The 17,016-nt window shown below is 45.1% G+C and carries 5 protein-coding genes; all 5 read left to right on the forward strand.

What is annotated here, in order from left to right; all coding sequences use genetic code 11:
• Positions 1 to 17 precede the first annotated feature (17 nt).
• Positions 18 to 14,000, forward strand: coding sequence for a non-ribosomal peptide synthetase (locus tag WFI24_RS20240; RefSeq protein WP_336763686.1), 13,983 nt, complete (start codon positions 18 to 20; stop codon positions 13,998 to 14,000).
• A 28-nt stretch (positions 14,001 to 14,028) separates the two neighbouring features.
• A complete protein-coding gene (locus WFI24_RS20245; protein ID WP_186327814.1) occupies positions 14,029 to 14,181 on the forward strand; it encodes a hypothetical protein in 153 nt (50 codons plus the stop codon).
• A gap of 141 nt (positions 14,182 to 14,322) precedes the next feature.
• Entirely contained in the window at positions 14,323 to 14,937 is a 615-nt protein-coding gene (locus WFI24_RS20250) for a TetR/AcrR family transcriptional regulator (protein WP_100527643.1), read from the forward strand.
• Positions 14,938 to 15,009: 72 nt separating this feature from the next.
• On the forward strand, positions 15,010 to 16,248 hold the full coding sequence (locus WFI24_RS20255) for an MFS transporter (RefSeq protein ID WP_336763690.1): 1,239 nt from the start codon (positions 15,010 to 15,012) through the stop codon (positions 16,246 to 16,248).
• A 17-nt stretch (positions 16,249 to 16,265) separates the two neighbouring features.
• The gene (locus tag WFI24_RS20260; protein WP_336763692.1) at positions 16,266 to 16,976 is read left to right on the forward strand and encodes a thioesterase II family protein; all 711 of its coding nucleotides are present in this window, start codon (positions 16,266 to 16,268) and stop codon (positions 16,974 to 16,976) included.
• The last annotated feature ends 40 nt before the right edge of the window (positions 16,977 to 17,016 follow it).

Below are 17,016 nucleotides of genomic sequence, written 5' to 3' on the forward strand. Positions count from 1 at the left end.
AGGGGAGGACATAAGGGATGATGAACAAACCGGAAATTGCTGATATTTATCCATTATCTCCAATGCAAGAAGCACTGCTGTTTCATTCGCTTTACGACCAGGGAGACGTATATTTCGAGCAAATGACTTTTACGATTGATGGGTTCGTCGATGTTAAGGCATTGGAACGCTCCATGAACAAAGTTATCGAGAGATATGATACGCTGCGGACGATCTTTATTCACGACAAAATCAACAAGCCGAGACAAATCGTGTTGCGAAACAGAAAAGTTAAATTGGAATATATTCAATTGACTGAGCCTGATCCTATCGAGCAACGGAAGATGATCCGGCAGATAGTGGAAGAAGATCGCCAGCGGTCTTTTGATTTGTCCAAAGATATCCTGCTACGCTTGCAAATGATCCAAACCGGCCCGGCGGCATATACGCTGATCTGGAGCAATCATCATATTCTAATTGATGGATGGTGCCTGGGTATCATTTTTCAGGAGTGGTTCTCCCTCTACAAACAGGAGATTCACGGAACACCTGCACAACTTGATCGTGTTATTCCCTATAAACGATATATTAAATGGTTGGGTGAACAGCAGGAGACGGAAGCCAGAACCTATTGGAAGAATTATCTCGCTGGTTATGAGATCGGAGCGGACTTCCCTGCGGAAATAGCTTCGGATTCAGCGGAACCACCGTCGATTCAGGAGATTACGTTTAATTTGGGCAAAGGGCTGACAGATCAATTAATGGATGTTAGCCGTAAATATCAGGTCACGATGAGCAGTCTTTTTCAGACATTATGGGGAGTAGTGCTTCAATACTACAGCAATTCTGACGATGTGGTTTTTGGAACCGTAGTGTCTGGAAGGTCGGCTGCCATACCGAATGTGGAGAAAATTGTAGGTTTGTTCATTAACGCTGTACCTGTAAGAATAACGTCGGATGAGAAACAGTCATTTGCCCAATTACTGAAAGAGACACACCAAAATGCCATTTTGTCCGAGGAGTATAGCTATCTGTCTCTCGCTGAAGTGCAGGCGGAAGCGGGTCAGAATGGTCAGCTTTTTAATCATATCATGGTGTATGAAAACTACCCGTCCAGTGCCAGCATGTTTGATACCAAACAGTTCGAACTGGGATTTGATATTACTTCCATTGAAGCCTATGAACATACCAATTATGATCTGAACATTTCCATAGGTCCAGGTGAGGAGATTCGGGTCAAGATCAATTATAACCAGCAGGTATATTCGGGTTCTTTTATCGAGCGATTGTTTGTACACCTGAAGCAAGCCTGTCTAATCATCGCGCAAGAACCCGAGATAAGTGTTTCAGATATTCGAATCCTGACCCCGGAAGAAAACAATATGTTGGCGAAAGGGAACGAGACTACAGCAGACTATCCGAGGGACCAGTCCATTTCAGAATTATTTATTCGACAGGTAGAGTTATATCCTGATCATCCAGCGATTCAATTCGCTTACCAGACGTGGACTTATGCAGAACTCCATGCTCTTATTGAAGAGTGGGCCCAAGCTATACAATGGCATGGCATAAAGCCAGGAGACAAGGTAGGTCTGGTTGCCCGGAAATCCATGGAGATGATCGCAGGCATGTTGGCTATTATTCGGGCTGGCGCTGCCTATATTCCACTTGACCCCACATTTCCGGCCGAAAGATTGACCCATATGCTTCACGATAGTGGTGCACGATCCCTGCTTCGTTTCACTGAATTAGAATTGCCCAACTATGAGGGACATATCTTAACCTTGGATATGTTGATGATGCATGAACGTTCATTTAACACGAACAATCACCAAGAGATTGAATTCCTTTCGGGTCCACGGGATGCCGCGTACATTATCTATACTTCAGGTTCAACTGGAAAACCTAAGGGTGTGGTTGCAACTCATCAAAATATCATCAAGACTGTGCGAAATAATGGTTATGTGGAACTGAACTCCAAAGATCGGATTCTGCAAATTTCGAATTATGCTTTTGATGGGGCTACCTTCGATATATACGGGGCATTGTTGAATGGCTCGACGCTTGTACTGACTACTGAAGAACAGATGCAGAGTGTAGCTTCGCTTGCCGATATGTTCACCAAGGAAAAGATTACGGTCGCTTTTATGACAACTGCGCTATTTAACACGATGGTAGATTGGAACCCGAGCTGTTTCAGCAAGGTAAGACATCTTCTGTTTGGCGGTGAGAAAGCTTCAATCAGGCATCTGAACAAAGCATTTGCTGTCTTGGGACCAGAACGATTATTGCACATGTATGGGCCAACAGAAACGACGGTGTATGCGACATATTATCCGATTACGCGGCCTGATCTCGTACCCATAGGCAAACCAATCCACAACACGACTGCTTATGTCATGAACTCCAAACGTAATCCAATGCCTATTGGTGTGACGGGAGAATTATACATTGGCGGTGAAGGGTTGGCCAGTTACCTGAATGCTCCAGAATTGATGCTGGAACGCTTTGTGGATAACCCATATGCTCCGAATGAGAAAATGTATAAAACTGGGGATTTGGTTAAACGTCTGCCTGATGGAAATTTGGAGTTTGTAGACCGTAAGGATCATCAGGTCAAAATCAGGGGTCACCGCATTGAGCTGGGAGAGGTGCAGGAGAAGATGAGGGCTCTTTCCGGAGTGGAAGATGTTCTTGTTACAACATGGCGAGATGCGCAGGGGAGTTCCAACTTAAGTGCATATATCATCCCTGTTCAATATGCAGATGCTGATGTGGAGCAGAATCAGCAAATTCAGGATTGGAAGTTGGCGTTGAAAGCCCGTTTACCAGAATATATGATTCCTGCTGAATTCCAGATTCTTCGTGCATTTCCGCTGAATTCGAATGGCAAAATCGATCGGAAAAACCTTCCTATTCCAAAGGTGATGGGTCAAACCAAAAATCAGCCACTGTCTGGAGATACCGAACAGAAGCTGGCTCAGATCTGGGAAGATGTATTGGGCATTAAACCAGGTGCCGGGGATCACTTTTTTGAACTTGGGGGGCACTCGTTAAAAGCTATGATGCTGGTAGCCAAAATACATAAGGAGATGGACGTAAAACTTTCCTTGCATGAAGTGTTCCGTGCAGCAGTACTGCGGGACATGTCTGTATGCATTGAAAATTCTCGCAAAAGTGTATATAAGGCTATTCCTGCCGCGGGAGTACAAGAATCGTACCCAGTATCCGCATCGCAAAAAAGAGTCTACATTGCACAACAGCTGGCTCCATTGGAGACCAGCTACAATATGCCGATGGTCCTGGAGATTGAAGGTAAGCTTAACCGCGATAAGCTTGAGAAGGCCTTCATACAGCTTATACAACGGCACGAGGTTCTAAGGACGCGTTTCATCTGGTCTGGTGAACACTTGCGGCAACATATTCTGGAACCCGCGGAACTAAGCTGGGGTCTAATCAACTATGAGATGCAAGAACAACAAGTGGAGGTGTATCTCGGCAAGGATGCTGTTGATGATAAGAAAACGATGATTGCCTCACATCTTGAGACATTTGTACAGCCATTTGATCTTTCAACCGGTCCGTTGATCCGTGCAGCCCTTGCTGAAGTAACATCCGATCGAAGTCTCTTGTTCATTGATATTCATCACATCGTATCTGATGGTGTATCCACCGGAATCATTTATAAAGAACTGACCCGATTATACGAGGGCGAAGAGTTGTCACCCGTAAACCTACACTATAAAGACTACTCCGTATACGAACAGAATGAGCGAACAAGTCAGAGATATGAGGATAATCGGAAATACTGGTGTGCTCAATTCGAAGGTGAACTCCCGAGTACAGAGATTGTACCTGATTATATCAGGCCTTCCGTTCGATCTTATGAGGGGCATTCGATCTCATTTCAACTTGAATCTGAGCTCACGGATCGCCTAAAAAGTCTTGCTGCTAAGCATAAAACCACACTATATGTTGTCTTGCTGGCTGCCTATAATATCATGTTATCCAAATATACCGGAGAAGAGGATATTGTGGTCGGTTCACCCACAGCCGGAAGATATCACGAAGATGTTCAGCCTATGGTGGGTATGTTCGTCAATACGCTGGCCCTGCGTAATCAGGTGCCAGGTGAACTCACAGTGGATGAATTCATAGGTCGGGTGAAGTCCAATTTTGTTGAGGCGCAAGAGCATGGAGAGTTCCCTCTGGAGGACCTGCTTGGGCATCTTCAACTGTCAAGGGATCTTAGCCGGCATCCGTTGTTTGATACCCTTTTTGTACTGCAAAATATGGATATTCACCCAATCCAACTGACGGGGACTACATTTACTGCAGCAGAGTGGGACTGGAATCATGCCAAATTTGATATGACATGGGGATGCCAAGAGGATCGCCATGGCTTGAACTGGACAGTGGAGTATGCTTCCTCCATCTATAAAAAGTCAACCATTCTGAAGATGATTGATCACTTCAAAAACATACTTGTACAAATGGGTGATGCCCGCTTCATGAGGCTGAAGGAAATCCATTTGTTAACGAACGATGAGCAATCCGCTATGCTTGCTTGCAATGAAACTCAGGCAGAATATCCACGTCAATCCAGTATTTCGTCAGCAATTGAGGAGCAGGCTGCCCGAACTCCTGATCAGATTGCGGTCATGGATAAATATCAGAGCTTGACATACAGGGAATTCAACGAAGTGACAGATCAATTTGCACGCGTACTGATGGAAAAAGGAATGAAGCAAGGAGATGTTGCAGGTCTGTTGACAGATCGTTCTCTGGGCATGATCATAGCTATTTTTGGGATTCTCAAGACTGGTGCTATGTATATTCCTATTGATCCTTCCTTTCCCGAAGAACGCAAGCGTTTCATTATGGAAGACAGCAAGGCCAATTGGCTGATCACAGCCAATGAATTAACTATGGCTGGATGTACAACACATCATCTGTCACTTGATGCAATAATTCAGGAGGCAGCAAGGACGAAGCAACAGATCAGAAATTGGAAGTTGCCAGCAATCCCACCGGAAGCATCAGCGTATATGATGTACACTTCGGGCTCGACCGGTAAGCCCAAAGGGGTTATGACCAGTCATCGAAATATTATTAAGACAGCCCTTCACAATGGCTTCAGTGAACTATCCCCTGCCGATCGGGTACTTCAAGTATCCAATTATGCATTCGATGGCTCAACCTATGAGATTTTCGGGGCACTATTAAATGGTGCATCACTCCTATTAATCGCCAAACATACGTTACTCGATGCTGCCGAACTGGCCAGAACGATGGATGAACAACGAATTACGTCGGCCTTTATGACGACGACATTGTTCAATACGATGGTCGACTATGACGTTACGTGCTTCAAGCATGTGAGAAAACTATTCTTTGGTGGAGAGAGCGCATCGTTTAAACATGTACTGAAAGCACTGGATTACTTGGGTGAGCATCGTGTTGTGAATGGGTACGGACCTACAGAAACCACTGTTTTTGCTTCGACATATTCGGTTGAAAACAGTTTGCGTCAACATGTTCGGGTTCCCATCGGAAGGCCGATACACAATACACGACTGTATGTGCTTAATCGCTGGAACCAACTCCAGCCTATAGGGGTTCCTGGTGAGCTGTACATCGGGGGGGAAGGTGTATCGAAAGGATATCTGAACCAGCCCGGTTTAACGGAAGAGCGCTTTGTTCCAGATCCATTTGTCCCTGGAGAAACGATATATCGGACAGGAGATTTAGTGGTTTGGAGAGAGGATGGTCAACTGGAGTACTTGGCAAGAATGGACAATCAGATCAAAATTCGGGGCAACCGGATAGAACTCGGTGAGATTGAAACCAGATTGAAAGAAATTCCCTCCGTGAATGAAGCAGTGTTAATTGCGCGCAAAGAGGAGCGTGGCGAGGGTTCCCTTCTTTGTGCATATGTAGTGCCCGAAGTTCTTGCTACGAAGCAAATGGACAGCTCCGGTCTGGTTTCTAAGTGGAAGGATGAATTGAGACAGTCACTTCCGGAATATATGATTCCTGCATTTATTCTTATTGTGGACACCATACCGATGACATCCAATGGTAAGGTGGATCATGCTGCTCTTCCCAAGCCTTCGGCTAAATGGAATACGGCGGAGGTCATACAGCCTGAGAACCCGTATGAAGAGCAGTTGCAGCATATCTGGTCCGAAGTTCTCGGGAAGGATTTTCCGGGCATGTTGGAATCATTTCTTGATCTTGGAGGACACTCGCTTAAAGCGATGACCATGGTAGCCAAAATACACCAGAAGTTTGATGTAAAGCTAAGCCTTCAGGATATCTTCAGCCATCCTACCATTCGGGAGCAGGCAATGCTTATCCAGGGGAACGACAAGCTTCACAGGCATGTCTCCCTTCCTACTGTGAAACAGGATACAAGTTATAATGTGACTTCTGCTCAGAGAAGATTGTATATCATTCAGCAAAATGAAAATATGGGTACCAGTTATAATATGCCCATGGTATTACGAATCGAAGGTCATCTGAATATTGAACGACTCGAAAACGCTCTGCTTCAGTTGATTGAGCGCCATGAGTCCTTACGAACCTCTTTCTTGGTGGAAGATGATGAGGTTAGGCAACAGGTACACGCGCTGGACGAACTGGACTGGAAACTTGCTATAACAGAAGTAAATAATGGCACATCACAATACGGGTCTATAGATCATGACGAGGCGTCATGGGTTACATCATGTATTTTTCCTTTTGATTTGTCAGCTCCAAGCTTGTTTAGAGCTTATGTCCGCAAGCAATCGGATACGCAGCATCTATTATTGCTGGATGTTCACCATATCGTTTCGGATGGGATATCAACAGCGATTATGTATGACGAGTTATTCAGAATATATGAAGATGAAGAGCTGCCGCTTCTGCAAAAACAGTATAAAGATTACGCTGCCTATGAGCAGCTACAGCGATCAACGGAAGCCTACAGTGCTGCTCGTGATTATTGGCATCGACTGTATGAGGGAGAGCTGCCGATATTGGACTTCCCTCTGGAGAATGTGCGTCCACGAGTACAACGCTATGAAGGAGCGCAGCATACATTCCTGCTGGGTGACGTTCTTGCCAAGCGCCTGACCGATCTCGCGGCGAGCCAGGATACAACCTTGTATGTACCGCTGTTAGCCGCATATTACATTCTGCTATCCAAATATAGCGGACAGGAAGATATCATTGTGGGTACACCGATCGCAGGCAGAGATCATGTCGAAACGGCTTCCATGGTGGGGATGTTTGTTAAAACGTTGCCTTTGCGCAGCGAAATCAAGCCGGAACTTACGGTTGCAGGGTACATGGCTTCATTGAAGCAACGTGTACTGGATTGCTCTAATCATGCGCTGTACCCACTTGAAGAACTACTGGATCATCTGCAAATGGTCAGGGAGCCGAGTCGTCATCCCCTGTTTGAAACGTTATTTGTACTACAGAACATGAACATGGCTCAGTTAAAGGCGGATCAGCTAAATATTGATCAGATGGAGACAACAACAGGACGATCCAAGTTTGAGATGACTTGGGCTGGACATGAGTTGAAAGAAGACATCTCCATGACGATTGAATATAATACCGACTTATTTTCCCATGCCAGGATCCAACAAGTGTCTTCCCATTATGCGCACATTCTTGAACAGATGGTCAACGATCCCAATCTGAGTCTCAACGATATTGAATTGTGTACATTGGAGGAAAGCCTGTACTTTGAGAAGATTGAAGGACAAGTTGTTGATTATCCAAGAGAAGAAACAATACCAGTGCGGTTTGAAAAACAAGTGAGACAGCACGGAGATCGTCCTGCGTTGATCATGGGCTCCCTGAGCATGACCTATAGTGAGCTGGGTATGAATGTTAAACGGATGGCTGAAACGTTAAAACAGGAAGGGGTTCGTCCGGGAGACAGAGTCGGATTGTTAACGGATCGTTCTATGGGAATGATCGTGTCCATTCTCGGCATTCTAAAATCCGGAGCCACATACGTTCCACTTGATCCGGGTTTTCCACAAGAGCGCATGGCCTTCATGCTTGAAGATAGCCAGGCACAATTGCTCATTGCTGAACAAGGTCGAGCAGTTCACGGCTTTTCTGGGAAAACGATGGTGTTAAATGAACAGTGCTGGAGTGGACCTTTTAATGACGAGTTCGAGTCGGATCAAAAATTCCAACCGGATCATGCAGCTTATGTAATGTATACATCGGGTTCAACCGGGAAACCAAAAGGAGTCGTAACCACACATCGTAACATTATGAAAACCAGTATCCGGAATGGGTTCATTGACATGATGCCTACGGATCGGGTGCTGCAGTTGTCCAATTATGCTTTTGACGGATCGACTTATGACATTTTCGGAGCTTTGCTGAATGGTTCCGCGCTTATCTTGATTTCCAGAGAGGACATGCTGCATATTACAGAACTGGCCCGTACATTGGATGAACAGCGAATTACTACTGTCTTCATGACGACGGCTCTGTTTAATACGCTGGTAGATTTCGACTTGAGTTGTCTGAAACATGTGCGAAGACTGTTTTTTGGTGGGGAGCCCGGTTCCAGAAAACATGTCCTGAAGGCACTGGATTATCTTGGTCCCCATCGCATTATTAATTGTTACGGCCCAACGGAAACGACTGTTTTTGCAACAACATTCTCTGTGGACGAGAGTATGCGGGACAGAAGCAATGTGCCTATAGGCTGCCCAGTTCACAATACACAGGTATATGTGCTTAATCCGTGGGGAAAGAGACAGCCAATTGGGGTACCCGGAGAACTCTATATCGGAGGAGAAGGACTGGCACTGGGTTATTTGAATCAACCAGCATTGACGGAAGAGCGATTTGGTAAGAATCCGCTGAAGTCAGGAACAAGACTCTATCGTACAGGAGATTTGGTGAAGTGGTTACCTGATGGAAACTTGGAATTCCTGGATCGTTTGGATCAGCAGGTCAAAATTCGTGGCAATCGAGTGGAGCTGACAGAGGTCGAAAGCAGGCTTCTTGTATTGCCGGAGGTTAAAGAGGCGATGGTAACATCTGGACGAGATGAGCAAGGGCACTCCTTTCTCTCAGCATATATCGTTCCTCATTCGACATCTGAGCCTAGGCTGGCGGGTATTATTCGGGAACAGTTGCTTCACGATCTTCCAGATTATATGGTGCCTTCAACATACACCTTGCTTGACTCTTTTCCGCTCACCAGTAATGGCAAAGTGGATAAGAGAATGCTTCCGAATCCACAGCCCCTGTTAACCGAGAGTTATGTTGCACCAACCAATCCGCTCGAAGCTGAACTGGCCGAAATTTGGACCAATGTTCTGGGGTTATCAAGAGTGGGCATTCACGACCATTTCTTTGAACTGGGAGGACATTCTCTCAAGGCTATGTCTCTTATTGCCCAGATCCATAAAGCTTTTGATGTAAAGTTGACGGTACAGGATGTGTTTACCTACACTTCCGTGCTGGATCAGTCCAAGTTTATTCAAAAAGCTAGAGGGACCCATCGTTATGCATCGCTGCAACCTGTGACGGTTCAGGATACCTATCCTGCTTCGTCGGCTCAGAAGAGGCTATTTTTCCTTCAGCATATGGATCAGCAGAGTATCAGCTACAATATGCCAATGATATTTGAAATTGAAGGTGAACTTTCTGCTGAGCGATTCGAGGAAGCTTTTATCTCCCTGATCCATAGACATGAATCTTTGCGTACGTCTTTTGAACTTGTTCAAGGGGATCTCAGACAGCGTATATGGCCTGCAGCAGACTTGGAGTGGAGGATGGAGCGTGCATTAGCTGAACGGAAGGAAACAGCTACAGCTGATACAAAGACGTACGTTCATTCGTTCATTCGCCCCTTCAATCTCAGAGATCACAAGTCGCTTATTCGTGCAGGCTTGTTAAGTACTTCAGCAAATAAGCATATTCTGGTTGTGGATACTCACCATATTGTTTCTGATGGTACATCGACCGGTATTATCTTCAGTGAACTATTTCGGTTGTATGAACAACAAAAGTTTGAGCCGCTTCCTGTTCAGTACAAGGAATATGCTGTCTGGGAACAGGAACAGAAGAACGCGGAAAGCTATCGAAGCAGTGGGGAATACTGGCTGAATCAATTCCAAGGTGAACTCTCGGTGCTGAATCTTCCTTATGACAATTCCTATGGCAGAACGGATAGAGCTACTGGGGCACGAGTAGAGATGCAGCTTGGAGCAGAGCTGACTGAACAGCTGCAGATGCAGGCAGAAGAGAATAAAACAACGTTGTATACGGTAATGATGGCGGGCTATTCCATCCTGTTGTCCAAATATGCCGGACAGGAGGATATCATCATCGGTGTACCTACAGCCGGGCGGGAACATGCAGATACTGCATCCGTCGTTGGCATGTTCGTGAATACTTTGGCATTGAGATTGAGGCCCGAGGGAGAGATCGAAGTAGAGAGATACATTCAACAGGTTCACACCCAGTTGCTGCAGGGCTACGAACATGGGATGTATGCTCTTGAGGAGTTAATTGAACAGCTGGCATTGCCTAGAGAACTGAACCGCCATCCGCTATTTGATACGATGTTTGTGTTGCAGAACATGGAGCACTCATCACCTGAAGCGAGTTCGATCTCCATACGTCAGATGCCTTCTGGATCGAGTGAGCCCAAGTTCGATATGACATGGGGAAGTGTTGAGCACGCTGGAGGCCTGAGCCTAACCGTTGAATATAATGAAAATCTGTTCTCTTCGGAAACGATTGAGCGCATGATGCATCATTATGAACATATTTTGCAGCAAATGGTGATCCGCCCTTATGAGCAAATCATGAAGATTGAGATGTGTACTCCGGAGGAAAGGCTGCACCTGGCAAGTCTCGAAGGAGAGATCGTAGATTACCCGAGGGAAGAAACGATATCACAGAGGTTTGAAAAGCAAGTGCTGCAATATGGGGATCGTCCATCCGTTGTGATGGGTACGGAGGAGATAACCTATGGAGAGTTGGAGATGAGGGCCAATCAGCTTGCGGAGATACTCCGACTGAAGGGAATCGCCTCGGGTGGAGTGGTAGGATTACTGGCTAATCGCTCCATAGGCATGATCGTATCCATTATGGGTATTTTGAAGGTGGGAGCTGTATATGTACCGCTTGATCCGACTTTCCCGGAAGACAGGTTAGCCTACATGCTGAGAGATAGCCAAGCCCAACTATTGATATCTGAAGTTAATCTGGGCGTACCTGATTTTCAGGGTCAAACGATATTGCTAGACGAACGCTTATGGGGTGAAGTGGCCAAGGAAGAGGTTGTATCTGACCGGGTTCAAACGTGGACGGCTGATTCACCTGCCTATGTCATGTACACATCTGGATCGACTGGTGCACCCAAAGGAGTCGTCACTACGCATCGGAATATCATGAGAACAAGTGTGAATAATGGGTTCATGGATATGGGGCCGGAAGATCGGGTTTTGCAGTTGTCCAACTATGCATTCGATGGATCAACCTATGAAATATTTGGCGCATTGCTTAATGGGGCTGTTCTGGTGCTGATTCCCAGGGAGGACGTTGTACACACAGCTGAACTTGCCAGAACGCTGAAAGAAGAGCGGATTTCCTCTGCTTTTATGACGGCTGCACTGTTCAATACCCTTGTGGATTATGATGTGACCAGTCTGACACATGTTCGCAAACTGTTTTTTGGCGGCGAAGCAGCCTCCCGAAGTCATGTTCTAAAGGCTCTGGATTATCTGGGTCCACACCGATTGGCTAACGGATACGGACCTACAGAGACGACCGTGTTTGCTGCAACCTATACTGTGGATGAAACGCTGAGAGATAGACGGAATGTACCTATTGGGCGTCCGGTTCACAATACCAAAGTCTTCGTGCTTAACCGTTGGGGACAAAGACAGCCGATTGGTGTTCCAGGGGAACTCTATGTTGGTGGAGATGGCCTGGCCTTGGGATATCTCAATCAGCCTGCGCAGACATCAGAACGATTCATTGAAAGTGTTATTACACCTGGAGAGATCATTTATCGCACTGGCGATTTGGTCAGATGGTTGCCTGATGGAAATCTGGAATATTTGGATCGCCTGGATCAGCAAGTCAAAATTCGTGGCAATCGCATTGAACTTCCCGAAATCGAGGATCACTTGATATCCCTACCTGAAGTGAGGGAGGCTGTAGTTGTTCCCAAACGGGATGAACAAGGCCATTCCTATCTTGTGGCCTATGTTGTACTGCAATGGGAAGAACAGGCTGCACAGGAACAACTGGCTCATATCAGGCAAGAGTTAAGTTCAATGCTTCCACAGTATATGATCCCGTCTAGATTTGAGTTTCTGAATAATCTGCCGCGCAACTCCAATGGAAAAATAGATCGAAGAGCCCTGCCAGAGCCAGTCAATCAACTGACGAGTGGCTATTGTGCCCCCCAAAATGCGCTTGAACAGGATTTGGCATTGATCTGGGCAGAGGTACTTGGCATCGAACGTGCAGGTACAGAGGATCATTTCTTTGAACACGGTGGACATTCACTGAAAGCCATGATGTTAAATACACTTATCCAAGAGCAGCTTCATATCCGGATAGATCTGCAGGATGTATTTAAGTATCCGACGATAAAGTTGTTGGCCGCTTATATCCAGCAGCAAGGAGCAGCCCTTTATCATGATGAATATGAGCCTATTCAGCCTGCACTTGAACAGAGCACCTATCCTGCAACGCCTTATCAAGCTTACGGTTACGAAGCAAGCGAGGACAATAATCATTGGAATATGCCAATGGCATTCCATATCAAGGGAAGACTTCAGGCGAAGCGGCTGGAGAATAGTTTTAGGGCTCTAATTGAACGCCATGAAGCTCTGCGTACCTCATTGCACAACGAGGGAGGACAAGTGGTTCAGCGTATTCACCAAAGGACTCCTTTTGACCTGATTCAAGAGAACGTTGAGGCAGAGTCTGACAGAATACGTATCATGGAATCTTTTATTCAACCGTTCAATGCAGCACGGCCACCACTTCTTCGTGCGAAACTTCTCCATATGGGAGAAGAGGATCATGTGCTTCTGATGGATATGCATCACGCCATATCGGATGGTACATCCGTAGGCATTCTGATGCACGAGTTGATTCAGCTCTATCAGGGGATAACGCTTCCGCTTGTCCAGTTACAATATAAAGATTATGCTGTTTGGCAAAAAGACAGGCTTGATCGGGGAGGATATGCAGAATCCCAAATCTTCTGGAAGGAAGTACTTCGCGGCTACCAACCTTTTACGGTAAATAGCGAACGTGTAAGGGACAAGGACCTCACTTCTTATGTGGGAGATCAGATAGTTGTGAAGCTACCTGCAAGCCATCTCGTACAACTTAGAGAAAAGCTCCATGATTCAAGCTTAACGGACTACGCTATTTTATTTTCGGTATATCTGCTTACGTTGCATCAGAAGACGGAGAGAACGGACCTGATTGTAGGAACGTATGCATTTGGCAGAAGAAGACCTGAATTGCAGGACACGGTTGGTTTGTTTATTAATTCAATTCCCTTGCGAAATATAATAACAACAGGTGATACGTATCACCAATATCTTCTTAAGCTCCAGGCTAACCAAATAGATGCATTTGATCATCAGGATTATCCATTTGAAAAAATGATTGAAGATGCAGGTTTCTCTTCTGCACCCGATGGGGATTTGCTGTTTGATACCATGTTTAACCTCAACAATTTTGCTCAGCGCTCTGTAGACACTTCTGAAATTCAGATTACTCCATTCAAGTATGAATGGAAGTTCAGTGAGTATGAGATCTATGTTACAGCTCAGAAAGTTGGAGAACATTTCAGTATCCACTTTGACTATCGGGTGGCAAGTTTCACCCGGGAGGATATGGAGCAGTTTACCAATCAGTATCTGAGGTTATTCGAACATATTGTGGAGGAGCCTCATATTCTTATTGATCATCTGAATCAGATGAACCATTGGAAAGATTCTGTGATACACTAATATAAACCATTCATAGGAGGAGAAAAACATGAGCAAATTTTTCAAATTCGGAGTTGTAAGGGACGAGGAAGTACCCGAAGAGATCAATGAATTGGTGGAAGAAACAGAGAAACTGCCTGAGACGATTAGACAGGAATTAAGCGACGCTTTCAAAGAAGAAGATGAAGATAAAAATAAATAAATTGATAATAATCTAAGTTTTCATAATGTACCCTCTTGCAAATCTCAGGAAAATATGAGATATGTAAGAGGGTACATACATAAAGTACATTGACGGAAAAATTTGGGTGTGATACTATTAGACTGAATGGTCAGTCTTTTGATGGAGGGGTCTTCAATCGAAGTCAAACGGAGAAAAGATGTTGCTCAGATCAAGAAAGATATCGCTCGTAATACCAAAGAGTTATTTGCCCAAAAGGGATATAGTGCAACCTCTATGGAGGACATATGTACAATTAACAATCGAAGTAAAGGCAGTATATATTATCATTTCAAAAGTAAGGAAGAACTCTTCATGTATCTCATCAAACTCAATAACGAAGAGTGGATGGATTCATGGCTGGAAAAGGAACATCAGTACGAGACTTCCGTAGATAAATTGTATGGTCTTGCAGATCATTATGTTGACGATTTGGCGAATCCGCTCAATCATTCGATTAACGAGTTTGTCTCAGGTCAGGTGGTCAGTCAAGAGATGCTGGATGAGATGCTTTCCCTGATCCGAATTCCTTATATGACTTATGAGCGGATCATCTCGAAAGGGATTGAGGATGGCGAATTGAAACCGGAAGATCCACAAGACTTAATGCACATTATTAACGGTCTTTTTAACGGATTAAGCACACTTTATTATGAGAAGGATCTGACCGATATCAGACGACTCTACAAAAAAGGTATTGCCAGCATGCTAGTGGGCATCCAACAACTTCAACAATGAAAAGCTGATGTATAATCAGTTTTTCTTTTGAAAATTAATAAACCGGACAGTCGGTTTAAAGGGAGATGGAGAATGAGCACATTGTTCAGGAACAAAGCTTTTCTTATCGTCACGGGGTCTGATCTACTGCAAAATCTGGCTATATGGATACGGAATATGGCGATCCTCTATTATGTGATGGATCAAACCCAAGGCAACCCCATAGCGGTCTCGCTTATAACGGTCCTTGAGTACGCTCCGATTTTTGTTTTCTCCATCATTGGCGGTGCACTTGCTGATCGCTGGAATCCCAAACGTACCATGATACTGGGCGACATGCTCAGTGCATTATCCATCGTAATGATTATTGCCGTCTTGTCTTCTGGTTATTGGCAGATTTTATATGTCGCCACTTTTGTATCCTCTATCGTTAGTCAGTTTTCACAGCCATCATCCGTGAAAATTGTGAAGCGAAATGTAGAGGAAGAGCATGTGCAGTCTGCAATTGCCATTACACAGAGTGGTCAATCTCTTTTCTTAATTCTCGGGCCTATCGTCGGAACTTTCATATATACCGTTATGGGGATTCAAACTTCGATGTATGCATTACTTATTCTGTTCATGACCTCCGCTATTCTTCTTACTTTTTTGCCGAAGGATTCCGTCCAGCGAGAAACGGACACCTCATTACTGGCGGATATCAAGGAGGGGTGGCAATATGTCGGGCAATCCCGTTCATTAAAAATGCTTAGTTTGGTATTCGTCTGTGTAGGACTCTCTTCAGGTCTTATCAGCCCACTTGAAATATTTCTGATCACCGAACGTTTGGGACTTGAGCAGACGTCATTACAGTTCCTGTCTGGTGTATCTGGATTAGGTCTGTTGATCGGTGGGGGAATCGCTGCTGCTTTGAGTGGCAAGTTGAATCAAACGTTGACTCTAATGGTAGGGGTGCTGTGTCTGGCAGTAACCACGATGGGTGAAGTATTATCCAGTTGGTTCTGGCTGACTCTTGTGATAAGTTTCCTGAGCTCCATCAGTCTGGCTTTTATCAACGTCATTATCTCCACGTACTTAGTTACCCGGATTGATGAGCACTTGATTGGGAGAGTCAATGGTACCATTACACCATTATTCATGGGGGCGATGCTTATCGGATCTTCCATGGCAGGTGTACTCATGAATAACACATCCTTATTTATCGTCTATATCATCTCGGTTACCGTGATGATCTTGAGTATCCTTCCAGGTATGAGAATTCAATTTCGCAATGAGCAGACTGCTCCCGTGAACACATTGAATCCGGAAGTTGCTCATCAGGCTGTAGACTAGGAAATTGGAGGAAGTTCATGAATTGCATACATCTCATCTGCTTTCCTTATGCTGGGGGTTCATCCATGGTGTATTATCGCTGGCGTAATTACCTCCCTTCTCATATTCAGTTACATCTGGTTGAATTGTCCGGAAGAGGTCGAAGAATGAACGAACCTCTGTACACATCCATGGAACAGGCTGTGGAGGATGCCTATTTATCTATTCCGTCCCACTTGTTCGAGGAGAAGATTGTTCTATTTGGATATAGCATGGGAAGTCTTATTGCTTATGAACTGGCTCATTACATCAAGGATAAACAGGGCAGAGATCCAGCGCATCTTTTTGTGGCTGCGAGAAAGGCTCCACATATAACCAATCATAAAAAAGCGATACATGCATTGCCTCACGATAAGTTTATACAGGAAATGCTTCAACTTGGCGGCATGTCACCAGAAGTATTCGAGAATAAAGAATTAGCGGAGATCTTCGTTCCCCTGCTCAGATCAGATCTGCAGATCGTTGAGAGCTACGAGTGGGCCGCGTCCAGAGCGCCATTAAATACAGATATAACTGTTCTTGCGGGGGCTGATGACCTGATTCCCATGGAACACATGCATGCATGGAACCAAGTAACGAAAGGGAGTTGTACGCTAAGTGTCTATCCGGGTGACCACTTCTTCATTCATCAGCAGTATAATCGAATCACGGAGCAGATCGCCCGTGTACTGAGCGAGTATCATGCATGACGAGAGCGTAAGCTTATCGGTTGAGCAAGTTAAAGCATTA

It is taken from the genome of Paenibacillus sp. USHLN196 (genome assembly GCF_037144955.1).
GTDB classification, from domain to species: Bacteria; Bacillota; Bacilli; order Paenibacillales; family Paenibacillaceae; genus Paenibacillus; species Paenibacillus xylanexedens_C.